This is a genomic window from Rhodococcus sp. H-CA8f (assembly GCF_002501585.1).
Taxonomy (GTDB): domain Bacteria; phylum Actinomycetota; class Actinomycetes; order Mycobacteriales; family Mycobacteriaceae; genus Rhodococcus_F; species Rhodococcus_F erythropolis.
In genome coordinates, this window is sequence record NZ_CP023720.1 from 1,016,045 (window position 1) to 1,039,451 (window position 23,407).

Consider the following 23,407-nt stretch of genomic DNA (forward strand, 5'->3'; position numbering starts at 1 on the left):
CGCGGTTCCTATGAGTGGTGTTGCGCTGGTTACCGGCGCTTCCCGAGGGATCGGCCGTGAGTGCGCGCTGGCATTCGCGCGCGCCGGATTCGACGTTGCAATCACTGCTCGCACCGTTCGTGAAGGCGAAGGGCGGGCGGCCCCGCGAACGAGGCAGGGGGAGCAGGTCATTCCGGTACCCGGCAGTCTGGAGACGACGGTTGCCGAGATCGAGTCCTTCGGTGTGCGCGCCTTGGCCGTTCCGATGAATCTGCTCGATCTGGCCTCCGTCCGCGGCGCCGGTGAACGGGTGCTGGCGGAGTGGGGACATGTCGACGTGTTGGTGAACAACGCCTACGCACAGACGGTCGGAAACATGGACCGGGTGCTCGACATCGAGATCGACGACGCCCAGGCGATGGCGATCGGCAACTATCTGCACCAGCTTGCGTTGATTCAGGTGATTCTGCCGTCGATGATCAAGAGCGGCAACGGGGTGGTCGTCAACCTCGCATCTGGTTCGGCGACCCTGGATCCGCCTGCGCCTCCCGGCGAGGGTGGTTGGGGTTTGTCGTACGCCGCGTCGAAGGCGTCGTTCGGACGTATCGCCGGAGCGATCAACTCGGAGTATCGAGGCGCCGGAATCAAAGCGTTCAACCTGAGTCCGGGATTTGTCATCACGGAATCAGGGAAAGCCCGTGGTGGCGCGGACGCGATAGTGGAAGCCGGATTTGCGGCCACACCGGCATCCGTGCCCGCCGCTGCTGCGGTGTGGCTTGCAACAGATCCGGATGCGGACCGGTTCCTCGGTCGCGTCGTGGACGGTCCGAAATTGATGGCGACACTGGAGGAAACGGTATGAAGCTCGGCGTAGTTGTTCCGGTCGAATTGGGTCGAAGTGGAGATCCCGACTGGATTCTGCAATTCGCCCGTGCTGCCGAATCGTTGGGTTTCGACGAGATCTCGGCCGTGGAGCACTCGGTTGTCATCGCGGATACGGCGAGCGAATACCCGTACTCTCCGACCGGAAAATCTCACCTACCCGATGACTGTGACATCCCGGACCCACTGGAACTACTGTCATTTGTTGCCGGCGCCACAACGACTTTGGGTCTGTCCACCGGAGTTCTGGTGCTTCCCAACCACAATCCGGTAGTGCTTGCCAAGCGCTTGGCGACGCTGGATCGACTTTCGGGTGGGCGATTGCGCATCTGTCTCGGTCTGGGCTGGATGAAAGAAGAGATCGAAGCGTGCGGCGGTGACTTCGAGCGCCGCGGCAAGGTAGCCGATGAGGCCATCGCGGTGATGCGTTCACTCTGGGAGGGCAAGGAAGCAGTCGATTTCGACGGCGATTACTTCTCGTTCAAGGGTGCGTACAGCTGGCCGAAGCCGCACCGCGAATCCGGAGTTCCGCTCTACATCGGTGGACACAGTCTCGCTGCTGCTCGGCGAGCAGGCCGGTTGGGTGATGGTTTCCAGCCGCTGGGACTGGCCGGTGAAGATCTCGACAAGGCTGTAGCGGCGATGAAAGCGGCTGCGGTGAAGGCAGATCGAGATCCTGCCGACGTATCGCTGGTACTCGGTGCGACACTGCCCAGGCTCGACGAAGCGAAACTCGAGTGGGCACGCGGGTTGGGAGCCGATCGAATCGTGTTGTCCGCGAGCCGTCGTGGCACGTCGTTGGAATTGATCATCGACGAAATGGCTGAATGCTCGAAGCGGCTGGGGCTCGGCGCGTAGTCCTTCGTCTGATCAGGGATGCGCCAGCCCGTTCAGGACCATCGCGCCACGAAGCGCGAGCGATCGGGTGCGTCGATCCGGGACGTCAGTCGAGGGCGGTGGCGTCGGTTGTCGGCGTCTTCGTGCCGGGTGTCGCTTCGATGTCGAGAACGACCTGGCTGTCGGTGGCTTCTTCGGGGAAGACGTACCGACGCATGGCCCACCAGCGGAAGGCCGTCGCCAGCAGGGTCCCGATGATCGATCCGCTGATGAAGTCCGCGAAGTTCTCCATCAACACCGACACCTCGGGTTGACGCAGGTGGAACACGTACCTGGAGGTCCAGAGAGGTACCTGGTTGATGGCCAAACCGATACCCGCGACGATGAAGAACAGAGCGGCCTCGTGATGGCGCTGTCGACCACCGCGCTGAGCAAACGACCATTCGCGGTTGAGGACGTAAGACAGAACCGTCGCGATCAGGACCGCAAGGATGTTGGCCGTCACCGGGTGCTGAGGCAGAACCGTCCACTTGATGCCGAAGAACAGCACCGTGGTGACGATGAAGGCGATGCCGCCGACCACCAGGAACTTGAGCATTTCTGCGTGCGGCAGGACGCGCACGAGAACCCGCTCAGGAAGCCTATTGACCATCTTTTCGACAAACGCCATTGTTCGAGGCTAACCCTGAATACGACCGACGGCACAAATCGTCGATGCCCGTGTCGGCAAGATCATCAGAATCCGTACCCGAGAATTGCGGGCTTCTCTGCGTTGAAGGCGAAGTCGAAATTCCGGATTTCCCGCGGATCGGACGCGTGGAGTCGGTGCGCCGCCGCGAAGGTCTTGGCCTGGTGCTCGCCCAGGTACAAGCTGCTCAGGACATCAGAGGGCATCGTGATCGCGGGCTCCGCGTCAGTGGCCGTACAGGTGGCCTTGCCACCCTTGACCTGAAGTGCAAAAGTTCCGCCGGCCTTCAGGAACGGATCTTCGACCTTGATGACGGTGTCCAGGTCAGCAGCATATTCACGAGCCTCGAGAGCCGCGGGCACGTCCATGATGCGCAGCCACAGTCGATCGGAGCGCGTCGTCGTTCGGGCAAGGCGGTAGTCCGTCAGCATCAGCCGGAGTGGATCGGCAGGATGTTGGCGTGTCTCGATCCGGGTGACGAGGTCGAGGCCGCAGATCGTGCGCCACAGCGCCGCGTGCGCGTCTTCGGTGATCGTCACGAACTCGTCGATCCGGGCGATGCTGTCGCGGCCCTCGCTCGTGTGCCGGTAAGCGATGTATCCGTCCGCGTGTGTCAGAAAGAACAGTCCGGAGGCGCCGTCACGATCCTCGGACGGGTCGGCGAACATGTGGTCCCAGAGCGGTTGCGGACGCAATTGAGCGCCGGGTGTCAGCAGTCGCCAGCGGTCGTAGATCTCGGGTAGAAGCGTCGAGGCAGCTTTGACGTCGACGATCGACACGCCACCGTTGTCGGGCACCTCGGGGCGGAACCGCGCGAAGCGGCGATCGAGGGTGATGCCCTCGCTGAAGGTGGCCGGGCCGTATCCGAAGCGGTTGTAGATGCCGGCCTCGCTGGCCGTCAGGGCGGCAAGTGGTGCTCCGGTCGACTCGATGTGGGCGTGAAGTGCAGTGAACATCGAGCGTAGGACGCCACGGCGACGGTGAGTCGGGGCGACGGATACCCAGGTGATTCCGCGCGTGGGGAGTTGGCGTCCGCCGGGCACGGTGAATTCCATGTCGATTTCGATGGCCACGCCGACGGGTAGGTCACCGTCGACGGCGAGGATGATGTCCTCGGGCTTGTAGAGAGCCTTCGTCAGTTCGCTGACCGCGGGAGACGGGTGAAAACCGAACCCCACCGAGTCGAGTAGTTGGAGAGCCGGCCAGTCGCTCTCGGTAGCGGTGCGGATGGTGATCTTGTTTTCGGGGCTCACGTATATCGACTTTGGCATAGATTGCGTGAAGACGCACATGAATATCGGGGCTGACGTTTCCGCACCGGCTCCCAGGGGTACCGCCCGACGGACCAGTCCTGCGGCACGGAGAAAACCGATACGGAGAAACACTGTGGCGATCACCGACATCAAGGAATATGCCCATCTCACCGAGGAAGACGTCGAAGCGCTCGGGCGCGAGTTGGACGCCATTCGGCTCGACATCGAGGAGAAGCGCGGCGCGCACGATGCTCGATATATCCAGCGGACGATCGCGTTTCAACGCTCTCTGATGGTGGCCGGCCGCATCGTCTTGTTCGCCAGCAAGAAGAAGCCTGCCTGGATTCTGGGGACTGCGCTGCTGGGGGTCGGCAAGATCATCGAGAACATGGAACTCGGCCACAACATCATCCACGGTCAGTGGGACTGGATGAACGATCCCGAGATTCACTCGAGCAACTGGGAGTGGGACAACACCTGCCCGTCCTCGGGATGGAAGCACTCGCACAACTTCACTCATCACAAGTTCACCAACATCGTCGGCCTCGACAACGATGTCGGCTACGGCATCATGCGCGTCACGCGCGATCAGAAGTGGCACGCCGACTATCTCTTCCAACCGATCACGAATTTCGTGCTGGCGACCCTCTTCGAGTGGGGCGTCGCACTGCATCACCTCGAGACCGACAAGCTTCGCAAGGGCGAGGTGAAGTGGTCCGAGAAATCGGAGATGGCCAAGGACGTCGGAAAGAAGATCGCGCGACAGGTGGCGAAGGATTACATCCTGTTCCCCGCCCTGACCGGCCCGGCGTGGAAGACCACGTTGACGGCCAACGCCGTTGCAAATCTCATCCGCAACTATTGGAGTTACGCCGTCATCTTCTGCGGGCACTTCCCCGACGGTGCCGAGAAGTTCACGCTCGAGGAATTCGAGAACGAATCCCGCGCTCAGTGGTACTTACGACAGATGCTGGGGTCCGCCAACTTTCATGCCGGCCCCGTCATGGCCTTCATGAGCGGCAACCTCTGCTACCAGATCGAGCATCACTGCTTCCCTGACCTGCCGAGCAATCGGTACTCGGAAATCGCGGTGCCGCTGCGGGACTTGTGTGACAAGTACGACCTCCCGTACACCACCGGGCCGCTGTGGAAGCAGTACGGATTGACGTTGCGGACCATCTGGAAGTTGTCGCTGCCCAACAGGTTTCTCTCCGCGTCCCAGGACGATGCTCCGGAGACGCACTCGGAGTTGAAGTTCCGCATCCGCGGCGGAATCAAGGAAGTCTTCGGCGTCGATCCGCAGACCGGTAAGCGGCGAGGCCTGCGAACTGCGATCGCGATGGTGTCGAGCTGATCGGTTACCGCTTGTGGGCCATCGAACGAACTACGAGATCGCCGGTCGACTGGATCGCCTGAACCAACACGATCAAGATCACGACAGCGACGAACAACACCGGGGTGTTGAATCGTTGGTAGCCGTACTTGATCGCGAAGTCGCCGAGACCGCCGGCGCCGATGGCGCCTGCCATGGCTGAGAAACCGATCAGCATCACCGCCGTCAGGGTCGCTCCGGCTACCAATCCCGGAACTGATTCGGGCAGTAGGACCTTGGTGATGATGTCCTTGTCGGTGGCGCCCATGGATCGTGCTGCTTCGACGCGTCCGGAATCGACCTCACGCAGTGCGTTCTCGACGACGCGAGCGAAGAAGGGCACCGAGCCGATGGTCAGCGGGACGATCGCTGCCGTCGCCCCGAGCGCTGTTCCGACGATCGCCCGCGTCGCCGGGATGAGGAGGACCAACAGAATCACGAACGGCAGCGAACGGCCGATGTTCACCACGGTGCCCAGTACCGAATTGAGAACGCGGTTCGGACGGATTCCGTCGGGCGCGCTCGCGTGCAACAGAACGCCGAGGGCGATACCGATGATCACGGTGAGCACGAACGAGACGCCGACCATGTAGAGCGTGTCGAGTAGGGCTTCCCATGCTTCGCCCAGGGAATCCTGCCAGGACGTCTTGTTCATGAGAACGTCACCTTCACTCCGCGCTGCGAAAGATGTTCTTCGACAGACTTTCTTGTCTCTTCGTCGTTGGCGAGTCCGGTGTGCGAGGCGAACTCCACGCGAAGGCGGCCGACCTGATGGGCTCCGATGTCCTCGATACCGCCGGAGATCACGGTGACGTCGACATCGAGATCACGCGAGAGTTGGGAAATCACGGGCGAGGTCGACAGCGAATCGACAAAGGTGAGGAGTGCCGGAATTCCGGTCGGGGACGTTCGCACCGTTCCGGTCGGCAGTAGCGCCTCGCCGAGGGGTGAGTCCGGGTCCGCAACCAGTTCGGTGAGCGTTCCCTCGTCGACGATACGTCCCTGGTCGATCAGGGCGGCGCGGTGACAGATCCGTCGAACCACGTTGAGCTCGTGGGTGATCAGAACGATGGTCACACCCAGACGTCGATTGAGGTCGGCGAGCAGGTCGAGGATCGAATCGGTCGTATCCGAGTCGAGGGCGCTCGTGGCTTCGTCGCACAGGAGGACATCGGGAGAAGCCGCCAAGGCCCTCGCGATCCCGACCCGTTGTTTCTGTCCGCCGGACAGTTGCGAAGGGAAGGCGTCACGTCGGTCTTCCAGGCCGACCAACTCGATCAGCTCGTCGACGCGGGCACGGCGATCTGCCCGCGAGTACCCCGCCACTTCGAGAGGAAAGGCGATGTTGGCGGCGACCGAGCGGGAGTGCAGCAGGTTGAAATGCTGGAACACGACACCGATCCGCTTGCGTGCATCGCGCAACTGCGCCGGGCTCAACGCGGTCAGATCGGTGTCACTCAACAGAATCCGGCCACTGGTCGGGCGTTCGAGCAGGTTGAGGCAGCGCAGCAGAGTCGATTTACCGGCGCCGCTCTTGCCGATGATGCCGAAGATTTCGCCGTCTTCGATTTTCAGGGACACGGAATCGAGTGCATGCAGAACCTTTGTGCCGCTGCGGTATTCTGTGCCGCTGCGGTATTCCTTGGAGACCGATTCGATCGAGAAGACCATGACGGGTCTCGATCAGGTAGCGCTGGCCGGAATGACCGAGCCCTGGTAGGTCTGCTCGATGAACGTCGCGACGTCGGTGGACGTCAACGCCTCGGCCAACTTCTGCACTCGCGCATCGTTTTCGAGGGAGGTACGAACCGTCAGGACGTTGGCGTACGGGTTGCCCTCGGCCTTCTCGAGCACCAGTGCGTCCTTGGCGGGATGGAGGCCGCCTTCGATTGCGTAGTTGCCGTTGATGATTGCAAGATCGACATTTCCGTCGTCGAGAGTGCGCGGAAGCTGCGGGGGATCGACCTGGGTGAACGTGAGTCCCTTGGGGTTGTCGATGATGTTCTTCTCGCTGATCTGCGTGATGTCGGTGCCGGGGGCGCCCAACTGCTGATCGAGCTTGATCAAACCGGCCTGCTGCAGCAGGTACAGCCCACGGGCGAAGTTCGTCACGTTGTTGGACAACGCGACCGTTGCGCCCTGGCGCAGGTCGGCCACGTTGGTGACCTTCTTGGAATATGCACCGAGGGGCTCGACGTGGACCTTCGCCACGGCGACCAGGTCGTCGACGCCCTTTTCCTTCGACCACGATTCCTGGTACGGCACGTGCTGGAAGAAGTTGGCGTCGGTGTCGCCCGCTTCGAGCACCTCGTTGGCGTCGAGGTCGCCGGTGATCTCGCTGACCTCGATCTTGGTGTCGCCGAGCAGGCCCTTTTCTTCGACGAACTTCAAGATCTCGGCGTGCGGAACCGAAGAAGCGACGATGCGAAGGGGCGCGTTCTCATCGGAAGAGTTGTCGCTCGAGCACGCTGCGACGGTTCCGACTGCGACGGCGGCCACTGCGAAGGCAGCGAGGAATCTTCTGGTGCGCGAGCGTGACATGTGAATCTCCAAGACATAGCCGAACGTCACGCCGAGATGGCGTGACAGTTGCTGAACGCTAGCCCGGTAAACCTCCCGTGAGGAGATACAGAATCACCGCGATTTTTTCCTGTACCTATTGTCCGAGCAGGATGACCGGAACGTCCTCGGCAAAATCGACTACCAATTCACGACGCGAGAACAACCAGGTGCCGTCGACCTTTTCGAAGCTGTCCTGATAACGAATCTCGATCCGGTTGTCCCGGTGGCCCTCGCCCCGCGGATAGATGTGGTGAGCGGAGCAGTAGGCCTCACCGTGCGCGGTGGTGGGGCTGTCGAGGTCGAGGATCTGCTGCTCGACGATGTGCCGGGTCGAGTGCAGATGTGAGACGGCATCGACCACCGAACTGCTGACGACGGTGTTCCCACGTATCTCCGTCGGCGCATCCGTTCCGTTCAATGCCGGCGGCAAGACGAATGCCACGTCGTCAGTGAAGAGAGCCGCAAGCGCGGTGGTGTTTCGGCGGTCGACGGCCTGTGCATACCTGGCGGCCAAGTCGGTGAGAGCGACGCGATCCGAGGAGTCCATGCGCATATCTCACCCTATGTGACGCCGCTCATGTTTCGGCTTCCCGCTCAACGAGACATTCACAGCGCCCACCTGGGCATCTGGTTAGCGTCCAGACCAAGAGTTGCCAGCCATGAATGCCATAGGAGAAACAGCGATGGATCTGAGGGAATCGCCCGAGCAGCAGGAGCTCCGCAAGGAGTTGCGCGCGTACTTCGCGGCGCTGCTGCCGGAAGAGAAGCGTCGCGCGGCCGGCGAGCAAGGTGTGGGCGGCGAGTACTTCCGCGAGATCGTGAAGTTGCTGGGTAAGGACGGCTGGCTCGGCATCGGCTGGCCCAAGGAATTCGGTGGACAGGGCCGCTCCATCGAAGAACAGTTCGTGTTCTTCGACGAGGTTCAGCGCGCGGGACTGCCGTTCCCCTTCGTGACGGTCAATACCGTCGGACCGACGTTGATGAAGTACGGCACCGAAGAGCAGAAGGAACGATTCCTGCCCGGCATTCTTGCCGGCGACATCGTCTTCGCCATCGGCTACACCGAGCCCGAGGCCGGCACCGACCTCGCATCACTCAAGACTCGTGCGGTTCTCGACGGTGACGAGTGGATCGTCGACGGCAACAAGATCTTCACCAGTGGCGCAAACACTGCCGACTACGTGTGGCTGGCCTGCCGCACCGACGCGGACGCCCCCAAGCACAAGGGCATCTCGATCCTGATCGTCCCCACCGAGGACGCAGGCTTCGAGTGGTCACCGATCAACACCGTCGGCGGTTTGATGGTGACGTCGACGTACTACTCCGGCATTCGTGTTCCGTCGAAGGACGTTGTCGGCGAGGTCAACGGCGGTTGGCAGCTCATCACGGCTCAGCTCAATCACGAGCGAATCGGCTTGGCGGCCATCGGTGGTCGCACTTACGGTCTGTGGAACCTGGTTCTGGACTGGGCCAAGGAAAACGGTGCCATCAACATCCCGTGGGTGCAGCAGGACTTCGCTCGTACACACGCCAAGCTCGAGGCCATGCGCCTGCTGAACTGGAAGATGACGGCAGCCGTCGCACAGGACACGCTCTCCGGAGCCGACGCCGGCGCTACCAAGACGTACGGGACCGAGACTCACGTCGACGTCTACCGCACCCTGCTCGGAATTCTCGGCTCCGCCGGACGCATCCGCCCCGAGTCTCCGGGCGCTTTGCTTGCCGGTCAGATCGAGCAGATCTCGCGTCAGGGTGTCGTGAACACCTTCGGCGGCGGCGTCAACGAGGTTCTGCGTGACATGGTCGGCACCATCGGCTTGGGACTCGTTCGCGAAAAGAGGGTCAAGTGAGCGACATTTCGGCGCAACTCGACGCTTTTGTCGGCCAGACGCTTGTTCCCACAACCTGGGGACCCGACGAGGTCAACATCCCCATGATCCGGCATTGGGCCGAGACCATGGGCGATACCAACCCCGTCTACCTCGACGACGACGCTGCCCTCGCCACCGGCCGTGACGGCGTCGTCGCTCCCGCTCAGATGCTCCAGGTCTGGATCATGCGGACGTTCACCGACAAGATGGCGGGCAACGACCCGTCGCAGGTGTGGACCGATCTGATCGCCACCCTCGACGCAGCGGGCTACAGCTCCGTCGTGGCCACCGATTCCGATCAGGAGTTCTTCGCCGAACTGCGCCCAGGCGATCGCGTGAACTACACCGAGGTCATCGAGTCGATTTCCCCGGAGAAGAAGACCGGCCTCGGCGTCGGACACTTTGTCACGACGCTCAAGACGTACCGCAACGGCGACGACGAAGTTGTCGGCACCCAACGGTGGCGGACACTGCGGTTCAAGCCTCAGGAAGCTGCTGCACCGGAGGCGCCGCGCGCTCTGCGTCCGCGTCCGGCTCTCAACGCGGACAACGCTTTCTGGTTCGAAGCGGCCAAAGAGCATCGTCTGGTGATCCAGCGCTGCACGTCCTGCAAGACGTTGCGTCATCCCACCGGCCCGATGTGCGGGGAGTGCCAGTCACTCGAGTGGGACACGATCGACGCGTCGGGGCGGGGCACGGTGTTCAGCTTCGTGGTCAATCATCACCCCAAGATCGACGCGTTCGACTACCCGCTCATCGTTGCGGTAATCGAACTCGAAGAGGGAACCCGATTGATCGCCAACATGGTGGGTATCGCGCCCGAAGATGTCGTGGTCGACATGCCCGTGGAACTTGACTGGATCGACGCCGACCCGGATCTGACGCTTCCCGCGTTCCGGCCGGCCGTACGCGAGGAGCACTGATGGACTTCAATTTCAGCGAAGAGCAGGACGCGATTCGCTCACTGGCCGACGAGGTCTTCACCAGCAAGGCAACGATCGAGCGCACCAAGGAGATCGAACTCTCCGCCGAGCGCGTCGACCGTGAACTGTGGCGAGAACTCGCGACCACCGGCCTGCTCGGTATCGCCCTGCCCGAGGAGTTCGGCGGCGGCGGACTCGGCTTGTCCGAGCTGTACGCACTGCTGGAGGAGCAGGGCCGTCACGTTGCGGCCGTGCCGATCTGGGAAACGACCCTTGCGGCATTGGCTGTCAATGAATTCGGTTCCGATTCCCTTCGTGCCGAGCTCCTTCCGAGTGTTGCCGACGGCAGTCGATTCCTGACCGTCGGTCTCGAAGAGTTCGGTCCGTACACGGGCGGCGACCCACTGACCACGGCCGAGCAGGACGCCGACGGCAACTGGACCGTGACGGGTGAGAAGGCAGTAGTGCCGATGACTCACGTCGCAAACCTTGCTCTCGTTTCGGCAACCGCTTCCACCGGTACGGCACTGCTGCTTGTGGATCTGAGCGCCGAAGGAGTGACGCTCGAACAGACGCAGTCCACCAACTGGGAGATCTGTGCCAACGTCACCTTTGCCGGTGCCCCCGCGCAGCTGATCGGTGCGGCCGATGGTACGACGGTTCCGTGGCTGATCGACCGAGTTGAACTGGCGTTGGCAGCAATTCAATGGGGTGTCGGCTCGGGTGCAGTCGCACAGGCTGTCACGTACCTGAACGGCCGCAAGCAGTTCGGCCGTCCGCTGGCGACCTTCCAGGCCGTCAATCATCAACTCGCTGACTGCTACATCGATCTCGAAGCGATGAGGGTGACTCTGTGGCAGGCCGCCTGGCGCATCTCCGAGGGACTGGATCTCGGCACCTCTGTACTCGTCGCCAAGTGGTGGGCCACCGACGGCGGACAGCGCGTCGTGCATCGCACCACGCATGTCCACGGCGGTATGGGCGTCGACACCGACTACCCGGTTCACCGTCACCTCTTGTGGGGCAAGCAGATTGCTGCCACCCTCGGCGGTTCCAGCTCCGATCTCGCGCGTCTGGGTGCGCAGCTCGCATCCGGTGTGGAGGTGCTCGCATGACCGTTCTTGCCGGTCGTAGCTACGCAGACGTCGTTGTCGGAGAGGCATTGCCCGAGTTGGCGATCCCGCTGACCCGCACGTTGATCGTCGCCACGGCAATCGCCACTCGCGATTTTCAGGACGTGCACCACGATCCGAGCCTGGCCCAAGAGCGCGGATCCAAGGATGTCTTCATGAACATCCTCACGAGCAACGGTCTTGTCGGTCGATACGTCACGGACTGGGCCGGATCTGCATCGACCTTGCGCCGCATCGCCATTCGTCTCGGGGCGCCCAACTACCCGGGTGACACCATGACGATGACCGGTGAGGTCGTGTCCAAGGAAGACGGAGTGGTCGTAGTCAAGGTGCAGGGTGCAAACAGCCTCGGCAACCATGCATCCGGCACCGTCGCAGTCGCTTTCAAGGAAGAGGAGAGGCCCTGATGGCGATCAGCCCACTCTCGGGAGCCGCCGCTATCGTCGGCATCGGATCCACCGAGTTCTCCAAGAACTCCGGCCGCACCGAACTGCAGTTGGCGTGTGAGGCCATCGTCGCGGCACTCGCTGACGCCGGTATCGATCCGTCCGAGGTCGACGGTCTGTCCACCTACACGTCGGAGACGAACGGCGAAGCCATTGTGGCTCGCAACTGTGGCCTCGGCGAGCTGAAGTTCTTCTCGCGCATTCACTACGGTGGCGGCGCCGCGTGTGCCACCGTGCAGCAGGCGGCTATGGCAGTTGCGACGGGTGTTGCCGACGTCGTGGTCTGCTACCGCGCCTTCAACGAGCGCTCCGGTGTGCGCTACGGCCTTGGCCAGCACGATCGCCCCATGGACAGCACCGCTGATCGCGCGGCATATGCGTGGATGACTCCGCAGGGATTGTCGACTCCCGCTCAGTGGGTCGCCATGTTCGCCCGCCGCTACATGCACCAGTACGGTGCGACGAGTGAGGACTTCGGACGAGTTGCAGTGGTGGCGCGCAAGCATGCCGCCAACAACCCGGCTGCCTGGTTCTACGAGCGTCCGATCACACTCGAGGACCATCAGAACTCGCGCTGGATCGCCGAGCCTCTGCACCTGCTCGACTGCTGCCAGGAAACCGACGGCGGCCAGGCATTGGTCATCGTCTCTGCCGAGCGTGCAAAGGATCTGGCCAACAAGCCCGTCATCATCAAGGGCGCCGCTCAGGGCAGTAGCAAGGATCAGCACATGATGACCAGCTACTACCGTCCTGACATCTCGGGTATCCCGGAGATGGGCCTGGTTGCTCGTCAGTTGTACGGCCAGAGCGGCCTGACCCCTGATGACATCAACGCCGCGATTCTGTACGACCACTTCACCCCGTTGGTGCTTCCGCAGCTCGAAGAACTGGGCTTCTGCAAGCCAGGCGAAGCCAAGGACTTCATTCGCGAAGGCAACCTCGAGATCGGTGGACGCTTGCCGTCCAACACTCACGGTGGTCAGGTCGGCGAGGCATACCTGCACGGTGTCAACGGAATTGCCGAAGGTGTGCGACTGGTCCGAGGAACGTCGACCAATCAGCCCGATGGCGTCGAAAACGTCTTGGTCACAGCCGGAACGGCAGTGCCCACCAGCGGTCTCGTTCTGGGCGCTGTTTAAGAGAGGAAATGACAGTGACAACATCGGAAGCTGCGAAGACCGCCGGCGATTGGCGCGGAGCCGATCTCGGTACCCGCACCGTGGCGTACACCGAGCGCGACGCGATCTTGTACGCACTCGCCGTGGGCGCCAAGGCAACCGAGCTGGACCTCGTCTTCGAGGATCAGCTTCGGGTACTGCCGACTTTTGCTCTGACGCTGGCACAGTGGGCTCCCGACGCTCTGGGTTCCGCGGGCGCCTTCGACACCTCGACGGCACTGCACGGCTCGCAAGAGTTGAAAGTGCTTGCTCCGCTTCCGCGTAGCGGTGAGGTGACGTTGAAGGCTTCGGTCGGCGAGGTGTGGGACAAGGGTGCTGCAGCCGTTTTCGAAGTGAAGGTGGAGTGCGAATACTTCGTCGCGACCTGGTCACTTTTTGCTCCCGGTGCCGGCGGATTCGGCGGAGAACGTGGACCCTCACGTCCGGCGGAGCCGACCGGTGAGCCTTCGTTGACCGGTGTGCTGACCACAGCGGAGAACCAGACGGCGATGTACCGGCTCCTGGGCGACAAACACCACATCCACATCGATCCCGAGGCTGCGGCGCGGATCAACCAGCCGCGTCCGATCATGCACGGGCTGTGCACGTTGGCCGCCAGCACACTCGAGCTTGCTCGGGTCGCCGGAGTGCATCCGGCTGATCTTGTCAGTCTCGAGGGCCGATTCGCTGCGGCGATCCATCCGGGTGAGTCGCCGTCCATCGTTGCGTGGGGAACTCCCGACGACCTGGCCTTCCAGGTCACCAAGGGTGATCAGGTAGCGATTTCCGGTGCACGAGTGAGCTTCTCCGCTCACTAGTCCCTCCAGACTCAACTGCGGGGTGCTTGACCCCTTGTCGCGCCCCGCAGTTGTTTGCACGAAGAAGCAGCCCCTGAGCGATTCGCTCAGGGGCTGCTCTGTGCTTGTGTTCAGTCCTGATGGGTCGCCATGTAGCGAGCCGGGTACTCACCGCCGCCGTGAACGGCGATGTCGGCGCCGTTGACGTACGAGGAGAGTGGGCTCGCCAGGAACAGGCAGGAGTTGGCGATATCGGCCGGGACGGCCATGCGCTCCATCGGAATGGTCTTCGTGACCGCCGCGCCGCCGTCGGCGCCGTAGACCTCGGCGGCAGCCTCGGTACGGATCAGGCCGGTGGTGATGTGGTTGATCCGGACCTTCGGCGCCCATTCGAGGGCCAATGCCTTGGTCAGAACGAGGAGGCCGGCCTTGGCTGCGCTGTACGCCGCGGTTCCGGGCTGCGGATCGATTGCCGAGACACTGCCGATGTTGATGATGGCACCGCCGTCGTCCTGAGTCTGCATCACTGCGTTGGCGGCCTGGGCAACGTTGAAGGGTGCCAACAGGTTCAGGGCCACGATCTTCTCGACGAAGCGCGGTGACACCGTCGCAGCATCGGCATCGGGGGAGCCGCCGGCGTTGTTGACCAGGACGTCCAGACGGCCGAAGCGCTCGACGGCATCCTGGACGAGGGCTGCGGCGTCGGCGGGATCGCGGACGTCAGTGGCGCGAAAGGCTGCGCTACGGCCGTCGGCGGTGGGTAGGTTTTCGGGCTCGTTACGGCCACAGACCAGCACGTTCGCACCCGCGGCGAGGAAGGTTTCGGCGATGACGTAGCCGATGCCTTTGGTGCCGCCGGTGACGATCACCGAGCGTCCGCTGAAATCGACGGGGTTGGGCAGTGTCACGGTGGAGCCTTCCTGGTGCGGTGCCGAGCTGAATTGCCGCCCAATGTGATTGACGCGACGTGGTCGCACACCTTAGGGTCAAGCAAGTGCTTGGTTGTTTTGTAGGTCGAGTGTAGACGACAAACGGCGGCAGTCACCAGAATCGACCGGTCCCTCCCGCAAAGGGACCTCTGCGTCGACAGACATTGGAGTAGTCACATGGGCAAGCTCGAAGGCAAAGTTGCACTCATCACGGGTGCGGGTCAGGGAATCGGGCAGGGGATTGCCCTGGCCTTGGCCAAAGAGGGCGCCGTGATCGCCGTTGCCGGTCGCACCGAATCCAAGTTGCACACCACCTGCGGACTACTCGCTGACATCGGTGCGCGCGGTGAGGCCGTGGTTTGTGACGTCAGTAAGAAGGACGACATCACGGCGGCCGTGGACCGAACCGTCGAACTGTTCGGCGGAATCGACATCCTGGTCAACAACGCCAACGACTGCAAGCCCGGCCCGCTCTTGAGCGTGCTGGACGAAGACTTCGAGCGTTCTTTCGCGACGGGCCCACTCGCCACCCTGCGCATGATGCAGGCGTCGTACCCGCACATGAACAGTCGTGGGGGCGGCGTCATCATCAACATGGTCACCTCGGCCGCCGTGCGCTGGGATGCCAGTAACTACGGCGCTTACGGTTCCATCAAGGAAGGCATGCGCTCGTTGACCCGCGCTGCCGCCTGTGAATGGGGCAAGGACAACATCCGCGTTCTCAATGTTGCCCCGCACGCCAAGACCCCCGCGTTGCAGTGGTGGATGGACAAGAATCCGGAAGAGGCTGCGGCTTTTGTCGCGGGTATCCCGCTGGGACGCGTCGGAGATCCCGAGACCGACATCGGTCGTGCCGTCGTCTTCCTCGTCAGCGAAGACGCCGGTTACCTGACGGGTGCCACGATCCCGCTCGACGGCGGTCAGTCGCGCTGGGGCTGACCGCCATCGACCCGATCAGGTCATCACGGCGCCGCCGTCGACGGCAATCGTCTGCCCGGTGACGTTGCGAGCCTTGTCGCTGAGCAAAAACGCGACCATCTCGGCGATGTCTCCGGGCGTCTGGGCTCGACCCATCGGAACCATTTGGGCAACAAAAGAATCGAAGACATCAGCATCGGAAACGCCCGCTAGTGCAGCATCGCGCCGACGCAGTTCCTTGATGGTTCGCAGCCACATGTCGGTGAGGATCAGCCCGGGCATGACCGTGTTCGAACGGAGCCCTCGAGTCGCGCCGATCCGGGCGACGCTGTGACTCATCTCGATCACGGCGGCCTTCGACGGCCCGTAGTGCGCGAGCATGTCACCGCCCAAGCGGGCACCGATCGACGCCAAGGCTTTCCAGGCGTGCTGCGGTGTCGGCGAGTGCAGCCTCTTCGATGTCGAGTAGTAGCAGGGTGCCGAAGTCCTCGGCAAGCCGCTCGGCAATAGCGGCGCCCAACTCGGCCGCTGCGCCCGTGACAATGGCTACGGGCGCGCTCACGGCAGGTGCGTTTCGAGCAGTGGGGCAAGCAGTTCGGCTGCGCGCGCTGCCGTGATGACCTCGCTCGGATCCACCTTGGTGACGACTTTCGAAGCAGAATCTTCGTAGACGTGCTCACCGATGAGTCGACCCTGCTCGTCGTACGGCCAGACGAATGCCAAGGTCCGACGCACGAGATACCAACCGTCGGAGTCGATGCCCGACGACTGTTCAGGGGCTGCGGACGTGGATCCGCCCGATTCGTGCACCGCGCCGAACACCCCGTCTCCGAGGATCGAACCGGGGACGAACTGACTGAAGAGGGTCTCGCCGGAGAACCCACTGTCGGATACGGCGAAGTCGGACTTCCCGGTCCACATGACAAGGGTGTCCGTCTCGGCGAGTGACTGGTAGAAGGTGGTGACGGCGTCCATGCCGTCGAGGACAATCGACTGACCGTCTTCGAACAACCGGTAGACGGGTTCTTCGACGGTCATGTCCGGCGAGAGGATTTCCTTGTAGCGACCGGAGACCTCGAGCAAGGCGTGGCGTCGGTAGTTACGGAGGATCTTCTGGTGCCGCGGATTGTCGATGGTTTCCAATTGCTTTTCGACGCCATCCATCATGTGGACGAATTCGTGCTCGTACTTGCTCATCACATCTCCTGGTTTCGCAGATTCGGCGGGCTGTCCGGATCTGCGACAACTGTGACCTGGCGAGGCATTCGCTGTACATGTAGATCTTCGTTCGAGAATTGCCAGTTTGCTTAACTTCGCTGTTCAGATACCGTGATGGTCGTCACTTTAAGTCGAGCGGCGGGCCGAAAACAACCGAATGGACGGTAATGAAGAAGGCGAGAAGAGGCGAAGATCTGAATCTGCGTTTGGTGTCCTCGTTGCTCGTCGTCGTGGCGGAAGGGCGCTTCGGGCGAGCGGCAGACCGGCTGTTCGTCACCGCGCCCGCCCTCAGTCAGCAGATTCGTCGACTCGAGGAGCAGGTGGGAGTCGAGTTGGTCGATCGCAGTTCGCATCCGGTGGTGCTCACCGCCGCGGGTGAGGTGTTCGTCGCGGATGCGCGGCCCGCTCTCGAGTTTGCCGTTCGCGCGATGAACGGTCTCGACGCACTCGAGCGTCGGCGGGCCAGGCGGTTGCGGATCGGATTCATCAACGGGGCTGCCGGGAGTTTGGGGCGTGCGGTGATCGATTCGTTGCATGCGGAGGTGGAGCTCGTCCAGTTGGATTGGTCCCAACAGGTTTCGGCGGTGGCGAGCGCGACCGTCGACGCGGCATTCGTGCGACCGCCGCTGCCGGTGCTCGACGGTGTGGTGCTCGAACGGATAGGCGTCGAACCGCGGGTGGTGGCTCTGCCTCGAGGGCACCAACTGGCGGGTCGCGCGAGCATCGAGATTTCTGAAATAGATGGGACTGTGCAGGTTTCGAGTGACGGCGCACCACCCGAATGGGTGAAATGGTGGTCGGTGGACCCGCGCCCGAGTGGTGTACCCGTCCGGTACGGCCCCTCGGTCCGCACGATGGACGAAGCACTCGAGGTTGTCGCCAACGGTCGGGCGGTGGTGATAACGGCAGCAACCATTGCCGAGTACTACACCCGCTCGGATATCAGTTTCGTGCGCATTTCCGACATCGAGCAGTGTTCGATCGATCTGTGTACCCGCGAGGGCGACAGCAGTCCGGCAGTGATCGAGCTACGCAAAGCTGTTTCAGCCCTCGGTGCCGCCAGGTGATTGCCGTGTCCTGATGTGATGCGCATGTACTCGGATGTAATACGCATTCTTGCCGTCTTCGTTTTAGTCGGTTAGACTAAAACCATGAAAACGATCAGCACGGCACTTGAAATCGTCGAGGCAGCACGAGTTTCGGCCGATGTGTTCGGGGGAGACTCCAGCGATCTCGACACCCGTCGCGCTGCGAAGCGTCGTTTTCATCGGCTCGCCTCCGCCATTCATCCGGACCGGGCGAAGCCCGAAGATCGGGTGCGATACTCGGCCGCAACATCTCGGTTGAACGAGCTTTACCGCAGTTGGGCAGCGGAGTTCGAGCCGGCAGATTCTCGACCCGTTTATGTCGGCGAGCGGGGCGAGTACACGTTGGGTGGACTGGTAGCGCGCGGCTCGGTCGCTAACCTGTACCGGTCCGATGCCGGTGTCGTACTGAAGATTCCGCGAAACCCTCGGGCGAACTCGATGATCGAGGCCGAACGGAATGTGTTGACGGACATCGAGAATTCGTGCGAAGCCGGTTGGGCAGTCTCGTACTTCCCGCGATTGATCGATCAAATCACCCATGTGGGCAGCGGCACGAGACGTCAGATCGATGTGCTGGACGATCTGACCGAAGGTTTTGTGAGTCTCGCCGACGTCCGTGAGGCGTATCCAGGTGGCCTCGATCCACGGGACTGGGCGTGGATGCACCGACGGCTACTTCGGGCTCTGGCAGCAGCGCATGCGACTGGTTGGGTGCACACCGCGATTACCGCGGAGAACGTGCTGATCGAGCCTGATCGGCACGGGGTGGTGCTGGCCGGCTGGTCCTTTGCCACCCGTACGGGCAGCCGCCCGGTGGCGACGATCGGTTCCGATCGTGATTCGTACCCACCGGAACTCGGCGAAGGAGCGTCTCCGGCCTGGGACGTCTACATGGCTCATCATTTGATGCTCCGAATGCTGGGCGAGCAGACCCACGAACGGATGAAGGCGTTTGCCGACGGCTGCATGCAGGACAACCCGAGATTGCGTCCCGACGCGGTCGACCTACTTGGCGAGTTCGACGAACTCCTCGATCTTCTCTATGGCCAGCGGACATTTCGTCCGTTCGCCGTTCCATCCATGAAAGGACAGTGATTGTCATGGGCTACGGATACTGGGACGACAACACCTATTTGGCGGGCAAGACTTTTCGTGCCGCACGCGGTGTCGACGATTTCGGTTACACCGATTCGCTTCGGTCGCGTCCGCGAAGCAGTTGGAAAGCGGACCCGACCCTCGACCCCTTCGGCGTCGACAAGCGTGAATGCCGAGACTCGGACGGGCACCCCGATTCTCTCCCGATAGCAGTGCTTTTCGATGTCACCGGCTCGATGGGCGCTGTTCCTCGAATCATGCAGGACAAGCTCGGAAAGCTGCACGGGCTGCTGCAACGCAAGGGATATGCGGATGATCCGCAGATTCTGTTCGGTGGTATCGGCGACGCCGATTCCGATCAGGTGCCACTACAAGTCGGCCAGTTCGAGTCGGGTAACGCGATGGACGAGCAGCTTCGGACCATCTTCCTCGAGGGCAACGGTGGTGGTCAGAAATCGGAAAGCTATGAATTGGCAGCATATTTCATGGCACGTCACACCAGTACGGATGCCTGGGAGAAGCGCGGAAGGAAAGGCTACCTCTTCATCATCGGTGACGAGCTGAACAAGCCGCGGCTCTCGGCTCGTCACATCCGTTCGGTGATCGGGGACAAGGTACGTCAGGACGTGTCGGTGCCGTCGATCTACAGTGAACTCGAAGAAAGATGGAACGTCTACTTCGTTCTGCCGGATCAGTCGTCGTACTTCAACGATCCGGAAATCGCGGATCACTGGAAGACGTTGCTCGGTGAACGCTTCGTCAAACTCGACGATCCCGCCGCGGTGTGCGAACTGATCGCGCTGACGGTCGGAATCGGCGAGGACCGCATCGACCTGCGTGACGGACTGGCGGATCTCCGCGACATCGGTTCAAGAGCTGAAGCCGAGACTGTCGGCAAGGCTCTCGCCCTGATCCCAGGGCGCAGCACCGCGACGGTGGCCGGGTTGCCCCGCGATCTCGGAACCGGCACGGACGATGTCGATTTCGCCTAGAAGGAGAACATAATGGAGCCGTTCGAAGACCGCGATATCGTCGTCGTAGACCTCGGGTTCGGAGATGCAGGGAAGGGAGCAACCGTTGATTGGCTTTGCTCCGATCGAGCCGATCTGAATGTGGCCGCAGTGGTCCGCTTCAACGGTGGGGCACAGGCAGCGCACAACGTAACGGTCGGCGAGCGCCACCACACGTTTTCGCAGTTCGGCTCGGGATTGCTGTCCGGCGTCCCGACGTTTCTCTCGAAATTCGTGTTGGTCGAGCCCATCGCGCTCGCGCGGGAAGCACGTGCTCTGGAAGCGCTCGGAGTTCGAAATCCGTTCGACCTGATACGGATCGACGCGCGCGCATTGTTGACGACGCCGATCCATGTGGCCGCCAACAGGGCCCGTGAGGATGCTCGCGGCGATAACCGACACGGCTCGTGTGGCAAGGGGATCGGTGAGACGGCGGCGTATGCGCTCGAAGTTGCGAGTGCGCCTACGGTGGGAGACTGCCGGCGACCTGATTCCTTGCGTCGTAAGTTGTCGGCGTTGGCCACATTCTACGGACCGTTGATCGCGGAGAGTCGCCACGGGTTTCCGCCGATCGACGACATGGTCGACATGTACGCCGAATTCGGTGCCGTCGTGGACATCGCCGACCCGGATGCGCTGGGCGCGTTGGGTGCCGGTGGTCGTCTGGTATTCGAGGGGGCACAAGGTGTCCTTCTCGACGAGTGGCGGGGGTTTCACCCACACACCACGTGGTCGACGGTCGAGCCGTCCAACGCGCGAGCGATGATCGACGAGTTGGGCCGGGACAGTTACGTACTCGGCGTCACCCGCACCTACATGACACGACACGGAGCTGGGCCGTTCCCGACGGAGGATCCGGAGCTGGCGAAGGTGTTGCCCGAGCTGCACAACGGGACGGGTGAGTATCAAGGCGGATTCCGGACGGGCCACCTCGACGAGTTGTTGTTGCACTACGCAATCGAGGTGAGCGGTGGCGTCGACGGCTTAGCGCTTACTCATCTCGACGCGATGGATCGCGCGCGGGCTGCAGGCATCCCGATCCACGGGGTGCACGCGTACGAAGGATTGCCGTTCGTTCCCGTCGGAGAGTGGAAGGATCTCGATCACCAGCAGGCGCTGACAGATTCCCTGAAAGCCGTAGGGGTCGTGCCGAAGGAACTTCCGGCCGACCCGGAGGATTTCGCCCGGTATCTGAGCGAGGAAATGGGTGCGCCGGTAGTGCTGACCGCGAACGGTGCCGACCGGGTCGATCGTCAGATGCGATGCCCAGTGCCTGCATGATGGACGGTGTGGACCAGTCACTTGTCTCGATCGATGTCATCGCGCTCCGGTTCGGCAATCCGGAACCCGGGATGTTGCGATTTGCCGTCACTCCGCGGCGAGCGGAGCCGTACACCGGGCAGTTGGCGCTGCCCGGTGTACTGCTGGGCGCCGGTGAGCGGTTGCAGGACGCCGCCAGGCGAGCCGTGACCACCAAGCTCGGAACTCCCGACGAGAAGATCCTCGTCAGCGGTCAATTGACCGTGTTCGACGAACCCAATCGCGACCCCCGCGGTCCGACGCTCTCGGTGACCATGTGGGCAGTGATCTCGTCGGACGAGGTGCCGGGTTCGGCCGAATGGGTGAGCTGGGACAACCCGGGGGACCTTGCGTTCGACCACAATCGGATAGTCGCCGATACCCGCCCGATCCTTGCTGACACCCTGTTGTGGCGAGATCAGGCTTTCACGCGGGCACTACTGGGTCCGTCGTTTCCGGCGTCGTACGCACTGGCCGTGGCGGAGGAGCTTTCCGGTGTGCGTCCGGACCCGGGCAACTTGAACCGGACGCTCAAAGCGTTGCCAGGGCTGGAACGTACGGACGAACGAGTCCGGGTCAGTGCCACCGGGCGACCCGCGGTGGTCTGGGCGTGGACCGAAAACAGCTGACCTACCTCAGAAGTTGCCCCGCGCGGCCTGCTCACGCTCGATCGCTTCGAACAGGGCTTTGAAGTTTCCCAGCCCGAATCCCAGTGAGCCGTGGCGTTCGATGATCTCGAAGAACACGGTGGGACGATCTCCGATCGGCTTGGTGAAGATCTGAAGAAGATAGCCGTCCTCGTCGCGGTCGACGAGGATGCCTCGCTTCTGCAATTCCTCGATCGGAACTCGAACCTCTCCGATACGCGCGCGCAATTCGGGATCCTCGTAATACGAAGCAGGAGTAGAGAGAAACTCGATTCCTTCGTCGACCAGAGCATCGACTGCTCCGAGGATGTCGTTGGTCGCAAGCGCGAGATGCTGAGCGCCGGGACCTTGGTAGAACTCGAGGTACTCGTCGATCTGTGACCGCTTCTTCGCGATGGCAGGTTCGTTGAGTGGGAACTTGACTCGGTGATTGCCGCTCGAGACGACCTTGCTCATCAGCGCGGAGTAGTCGGTGGCTATGTCGCCGCCCACGAACTCGGCCATGTTGGTGAATCCCATGACCCGGTTGTAGAAGTCGACCCACTGGTCCATCTTGCCGAGTTCGACATTGCCGACGACGTGGTCGAGGGCCTGGAAGATTCGCTTGGGCGCGCCGTCACGCTTGCGGTACGACGACGTCCGTTCAACGTATCCGGGAAGGTAAGGGCCGGTGTAGCGGGAACGGTCGACGAGGGTGTGCCGAGTCTCGCCGTACGTCGCGATGCTGGCCAGGCGAACGGTGCCGTGCTCGTCGGTGATGTCGTGCGGTTCGCTCAACACCGTCGCGCCTTGGGTGATGGCGTGTGCGATGCACTTGTCCACGTCAGGGACGCTGAGCGCGATGTCGCGGATACCGTCGCCGTGACGGCTGTGATGTTCGATCAGCGGACTTGCCGGATCCACAGCGCCCTTGACGACAAACCGCACCGCCCCACTCTTGAGTACAAACGCGTGGTGGTCGCGGTTTCCCGTCGACGGGCCTGAATAGGCCACCAATTCCATGCCGAACGCGGACTGGAAGAAATGTGAAGTCTGCGTGGCATTTCCGACGATCCATTCGAGGCCGTCCCAACCGCTCACGGGGAAGGGATCGTGATCGCTGTCGTACTCGACCAAGCCGACCAACTGGCGCAATTGCTCCAGATCCAGGCCGGCCAGCTGTTCGTCGTCGGTGAGAGTCTGTTCGACGGTCATGATGAGTCCCCTCTGAGTGCGATGTACACAGCGCGGTGCTCGAGTTATGTTCGGCACTGCCAGTACAAACAGATAAGTCCTTCAGAGGTTGGGTAGTCAACGGAGGTAG

General features: G+C 62.3%; 26 protein-coding genes. 15 read left to right on the forward strand and 11 right to left on the reverse strand.

Going from position 1 to position 23,407, the window contains the following annotated elements; all coding sequences use genetic code 11:
* Window positions 1–10 precede the first annotated feature (10 nt).
* Both CPI83_RS04885 and CPI83_RS04890 read left to right on the forward strand, forming a co-directional pair.
* Complete coding sequence (locus CPI83_RS04885; protein ID WP_020909144.1) at window positions 11–841, forward strand: SDR family oxidoreductase; 831 nt, start codon at window positions 11–13, stop codon at window positions 839–841.
* A complete protein-coding gene (locus CPI83_RS04890; RefSeq protein ID WP_019745306.1) occupies window positions 838–1,719 on the forward strand; it encodes an LLM class F420-dependent oxidoreductase in 882 nt (293 codons plus the stop codon). Before CPI83_RS04885 ends, CPI83_RS04890 begins: the two co-directional genes overlap by 4 nt.
* 85 nt (window positions 1,720–1,804) lie before the next feature.
* Here the strand turns inward: CPI83_RS04890 and CPI83_RS04895 are convergent, their stop codons facing one another.
* Window positions 1,805–2,368, reverse strand: coding sequence for a GtrA family protein (locus CPI83_RS04895; protein ID WP_003939753.1), 564 nt, complete (start codon window positions 2,366–2,368; stop codon window positions 1,805–1,807).
* A 65-nt stretch (window positions 2,369–2,433) separates the two neighbouring features.
* Window positions 2,434–3,789, reverse strand: a complete 1,356-nt coding sequence (locus CPI83_RS04900) for an enhanced intracellular survival protein Eis (protein ID WP_019745305.1) — start codon at window positions 3,787–3,789, stop codon at window positions 2,434–2,436.
* On the opposite strand from CPI83_RS04900, the gene CPI83_RS04905 reads away from it, so the two are divergent.
* Window positions 3,773–4,993 (forward strand): fatty acid desaturase, encoded by a 1,221-nt coding sequence (locus CPI83_RS04905; protein ID WP_003939858.1) that lies wholly within the window; start codon window positions 3,773–3,775, stop codon window positions 4,991–4,993. The genes CPI83_RS04900 and CPI83_RS04905 overlap by 17 nt on opposite strands.
* A gap of 4 nt (window positions 4,994–4,997) precedes the next feature.
* On the opposite strand, the gene CPI83_RS04910 is transcribed toward CPI83_RS04905, so the two are convergent.
* From CPI83_RS04910 to CPI83_RS04925, 4 genes are all read right to left on the reverse strand, one after another.
* Window positions 4,998–5,666 carry a methionine ABC transporter permease gene (locus tag CPI83_RS04910; protein ID WP_007732650.1) on the reverse strand — a complete coding sequence of 223 codons (669 nt, stop codon included), beginning with the start codon at window positions 5,664–5,666 and terminating at the stop codon, window positions 4,998–5,000.
* Window positions 5,663–6,682: an ATP-binding cassette domain-containing protein gene (locus CPI83_RS04915; protein WP_097386872.1), complete on the reverse strand. Its 1,020-nt coding sequence runs from the start codon at window positions 6,680–6,682 to the stop codon at window positions 5,663–5,665. The genes CPI83_RS04910 and CPI83_RS04915 overlap by 4 nt, the downstream gene beginning before the upstream one ends.
* Window positions 6,683–6,694: 12 nt before the next feature.
* Window positions 6,695–7,552, reverse strand: coding sequence for a MetQ/NlpA family ABC transporter substrate-binding protein (locus CPI83_RS04920; protein WP_097388123.1), 858 nt, complete (start codon window positions 7,550–7,552; stop codon window positions 6,695–6,697).
* A gap of 115 nt (window positions 7,553–7,667) precedes the next feature.
* A complete protein-coding gene (locus CPI83_RS04925; RefSeq protein WP_019745302.1) occupies window positions 7,668–8,126 on the reverse strand; it encodes a nuclear transport factor 2 family protein in 459 nt (152 codons plus the stop codon).
* Between the two features lie 130 nt (window positions 8,127–8,256).
* On the opposite strand from CPI83_RS04925, the gene CPI83_RS04930 reads away from it, so the two are divergent.
* Genes CPI83_RS04930 through CPI83_RS04955 form a run of 6 tightly spaced genes read left to right on the forward strand, consistent with a single transcriptional unit; the run spans window position 8,257 to window position 13,921 of the window.
* Window positions 8,257–9,423: an acyl-CoA dehydrogenase family protein gene (locus tag CPI83_RS04930; RefSeq protein ID WP_020970792.1), complete on the forward strand. Its 1,167-nt coding sequence runs from the start codon at window positions 8,257–8,259 to the stop codon at window positions 9,421–9,423.
* Entirely contained in the window at window positions 9,420–10,367 is a 948-nt protein-coding gene (locus CPI83_RS04935) for a MaoC family dehydratase N-terminal domain-containing protein (RefSeq protein WP_097386873.1), read from the forward strand. Before CPI83_RS04930 ends, CPI83_RS04935 begins: the two co-directional genes overlap by 4 nt.
* On the forward strand, window positions 10,367–11,482 hold the full coding sequence (locus tag CPI83_RS04940; RefSeq protein WP_021345543.1) for an acyl-CoA dehydrogenase family protein: 1,116 nt from the start codon (window positions 10,367–10,369) through the stop codon (window positions 11,480–11,482). Before CPI83_RS04935 ends, CPI83_RS04940 begins: the two co-directional genes overlap by 1 nt.
* A complete protein-coding gene (locus CPI83_RS04945; RefSeq protein WP_003940399.1) occupies window positions 11,479–11,907 on the forward strand; it encodes a MaoC family dehydratase in 429 nt (142 codons plus the stop codon). Before CPI83_RS04940 ends, CPI83_RS04945 begins: the two co-directional genes overlap by 4 nt.
* Window positions 11,907–13,085, forward strand: a complete 1,179-nt coding sequence (locus CPI83_RS04950; RefSeq protein WP_020909132.1) for a lipid-transfer protein — start codon at window positions 11,907–11,909, stop codon at window positions 13,083–13,085. Before CPI83_RS04945 ends, CPI83_RS04950 begins: the two co-directional genes overlap by 1 nt.
* Before the next feature lie 14 nt (window positions 13,086–13,099).
* Entirely contained in the window at window positions 13,100–13,921 is an 822-nt protein-coding gene (locus CPI83_RS04955) for a MaoC/PaaZ C-terminal domain-containing protein (protein WP_029537016.1), read from the forward strand.
* A 110-nt stretch (window positions 13,922–14,031) separates the two neighbouring features.
* On the opposite strand, the gene CPI83_RS04960 is transcribed toward CPI83_RS04955, so the two are convergent.
* A complete protein-coding gene (locus CPI83_RS04960) occupies window positions 14,032–14,808 on the reverse strand; it encodes an SDR family oxidoreductase (RefSeq protein WP_070386386.1) in 777 nt (258 codons plus the stop codon).
* 198 nt (window positions 14,809–15,006) lie between these two features.
* Here CPI83_RS04960 and CPI83_RS04965 point away from each other — a divergent pair, with 198 nt between their 5' ends.
* Window positions 15,007–15,768: an SDR family oxidoreductase gene (locus tag CPI83_RS04965; RefSeq protein WP_020909130.1), complete on the forward strand. Its 762-nt coding sequence runs from the start codon at window positions 15,007–15,009 to the stop codon at window positions 15,766–15,768.
* A gap of 15 nt (window positions 15,769–15,783) precedes the next feature.
* On the opposite strand, the gene CPI83_RS04970 is transcribed toward CPI83_RS04965, so the two are convergent.
* From CPI83_RS04970 to CPI83_RS04980, 3 genes are read right to left on the reverse strand one after another with little or no spacing between them, the layout of a single operon-like run.
* Window positions 15,784–16,128, reverse strand: a complete 345-nt coding sequence (locus CPI83_RS04970; RefSeq protein WP_019745294.1) for an SDR family oxidoreductase — start codon at window positions 16,126–16,128, stop codon at window positions 15,784–15,786.
* Between the two features lies 1 nt (window position 16,129).
* Window positions 16,130–16,309 (reverse strand): hypothetical protein, encoded by a 180-nt coding sequence (locus tag CPI83_RS31165; protein ID WP_097386874.1) that lies wholly within the window; start codon window positions 16,307–16,309, stop codon window positions 16,130–16,132.
* Window positions 16,306–16,944 (reverse strand): hypothetical protein, encoded by a 639-nt coding sequence (locus tag CPI83_RS04980; protein ID WP_097386875.1) that lies wholly within the window; start codon window positions 16,942–16,944, stop codon window positions 16,306–16,308. Before CPI83_RS04980 ends, CPI83_RS31165 begins: the two co-directional genes overlap by 4 nt.
* A gap of 188 nt (window positions 16,945–17,132) precedes the next feature.
* Between CPI83_RS04980 and CPI83_RS04985 the strand changes: the two genes are divergently transcribed.
* The 5 genes from CPI83_RS04985 to CPI83_RS05005 all read left to right on the forward strand — a co-directional run bounded on the left by CPI83_RS04985 (window position 17,133) and on the right by CPI83_RS05005 (window position 22,086).
* Window positions 17,133–18,032, forward strand: a complete 900-nt coding sequence (locus tag CPI83_RS04985) for a LysR family transcriptional regulator (protein ID WP_097386876.1) — start codon at window positions 17,133–17,135, stop codon at window positions 18,030–18,032.
* Window positions 18,033–18,116: 84 nt separating this feature from the next.
* The gene (locus CPI83_RS04990; RefSeq protein WP_097386877.1) at window positions 18,117–19,148 is read left to right on the forward strand and encodes a hypothetical protein; all 1,032 of its coding nucleotides are present in this window, start codon (window positions 18,117–18,119) and stop codon (window positions 19,146–19,148) included.
* A 5-nt stretch (window positions 19,149–19,153) separates the two neighbouring features.
* Window positions 19,154–20,140, forward strand: a complete 987-nt coding sequence (locus tag CPI83_RS04995) for a hypothetical protein (protein ID WP_084324962.1) — start codon at window positions 19,154–19,156, stop codon at window positions 20,138–20,140.
* A gap of 12 nt (window positions 20,141–20,152) precedes the next feature.
* Complete coding sequence (locus tag CPI83_RS05000; RefSeq protein WP_097386878.1) at window positions 20,153–21,439, forward strand: adenylosuccinate synthetase; 1,287 nt, start codon at window positions 20,153–20,155, stop codon at window positions 21,437–21,439.
* The gene (locus tag CPI83_RS05005) at window positions 21,436–22,086 is read left to right on the forward strand and encodes an NUDIX hydrolase (protein WP_097386879.1); all 651 of its coding nucleotides are present in this window, start codon (window positions 21,436–21,438) and stop codon (window positions 22,084–22,086) included. The genes CPI83_RS05000 and CPI83_RS05005 overlap by 4 nt, the downstream gene beginning before the upstream one ends.
* A gap of 6 nt (window positions 22,087–22,092) precedes the next feature.
* Here the strand turns inward: CPI83_RS05005 and hppD are convergent, their stop codons facing one another.
* The gene (gene hppD, locus CPI83_RS05010; RefSeq protein ID WP_019745286.1) at window positions 22,093–23,298 is read right to left on the reverse strand and encodes a 4-hydroxyphenylpyruvate dioxygenase; all 1,206 of its coding nucleotides are present in this window, start codon (window positions 23,296–23,298) and stop codon (window positions 22,093–22,095) included.
* Between the last annotated feature and the right edge of the window lie 109 nt (window positions 23,299–23,407).

Coding starts and splice junctions, on each gene's coding strand:
- CPI83_RS04885 (WP_020909144.1), top strand. CDS start 11: ATGAGTGGTGTTGCGCTGGTTACCGGCGCTTCCCGAGGGATCGGCCGT.
- CPI83_RS04895 (WP_003939753.1), bottom strand. CDS start 2,368: ATGGCGTTTGTCGAAAAGATGGTCAATAGGCTTCCTGAGCGGGTTCTC.
- CPI83_RS04900 (WP_019745305.1), bottom strand. CDS start 3,789: ATGTCGGTGATCGCCACAGTGTTTCTCCGTATCGGTTTTCTCCGTGCC.
- CPI83_RS04995 (WP_084324962.1), top strand. CDS start 19,154: ATGGGCTACGGATACTGGGACGACAACACCTATTTGGCGGGCAAGACT.
- CPI83_RS05005 (WP_097386879.1), top strand. CDS start 21,436: ATGATGGACGGTGTGGACCAGTCACTTGTCTCGATCGATGTCATCGCG.
- CPI83_RS04985 (WP_097386876.1), top strand. CDS start 17,133: ATGAAGAAGGCGAGAAGAGGCGAAGATCTGAATCTGCGTTTGGTGTCC.
- CPI83_RS04965 (WP_020909130.1), top strand. CDS start 15,007: ATGGGCAAGCTCGAAGGCAAAGTTGCACTCATCACGGGTGCGGGTCAG.
- CPI83_RS04920 (WP_097388123.1), bottom strand. CDS start 7,552: ATGTCACGCTCGCGCACCAGAAGATTCCTCGCTGCCTTCGCAGTGGCC.
- hppD (WP_019745286.1), bottom strand. CDS start 23,298: ATGACCGTCGAACAGACTCTCACCGACGACGAACAGCTGGCCGGCCTG.
- CPI83_RS04930 (WP_020970792.1), top strand. CDS start 8,257: ATGGATCTGAGGGAATCGCCCGAGCAGCAGGAGCTCCGCAAGGAGTTG.
- CPI83_RS04940 (WP_021345543.1), top strand. CDS start 10,367: ATGGACTTCAATTTCAGCGAAGAGCAGGACGCGATTCGCTCACTGGCC.
- CPI83_RS04990 (WP_097386877.1), top strand. CDS start 18,117: ATGAAAACGATCAGCACGGCACTTGAAATCGTCGAGGCAGCACGAGTT.
- CPI83_RS04890 (WP_019745306.1), top strand. CDS start 838: ATGAAGCTCGGCGTAGTTGTTCCGGTCGAATTGGGTCGAAGTGGAGAT.
- CPI83_RS04915 (WP_097386872.1), bottom strand. CDS start 6,682: ATGGTCTTCTCGATCGAATCGGTCTCCAAGGAATACCGCAGCGGCACA.
- CPI83_RS04950 (WP_020909132.1), top strand. CDS start 11,907: ATGGCGATCAGCCCACTCTCGGGAGCCGCCGCTATCGTCGGCATCGGA.
- CPI83_RS04910 (WP_007732650.1), bottom strand. CDS start 5,666: ATGAACAAGACGTCCTGGCAGGATTCCCTGGGCGAAGCATGGGAAGCC.
- CPI83_RS05000 (WP_097386878.1), top strand. CDS start 20,153: ATGGAGCCGTTCGAAGACCGCGATATCGTCGTCGTAGACCTCGGGTTC.
- CPI83_RS04925 (WP_019745302.1), bottom strand. CDS start 8,126: ATGCGCATGGACTCCTCGGATCGCGTCGCTCTCACCGACTTGGCCGCC.
- CPI83_RS04980 (WP_097386875.1), bottom strand. CDS start 16,944: ATGAGCAAGTACGAGCACGAATTCGTCCACATGATGGATGGCGTCGAA.
- CPI83_RS04970 (WP_019745294.1), bottom strand. CDS start 16,128: ATGCTCGCGCACTACGGGCCGTCGAAGGCCGCCGTGATCGAGATGAGT.
- CPI83_RS04945 (WP_003940399.1), top strand. CDS start 11,479: ATGACCGTTCTTGCCGGTCGTAGCTACGCAGACGTCGTTGTCGGAGAG.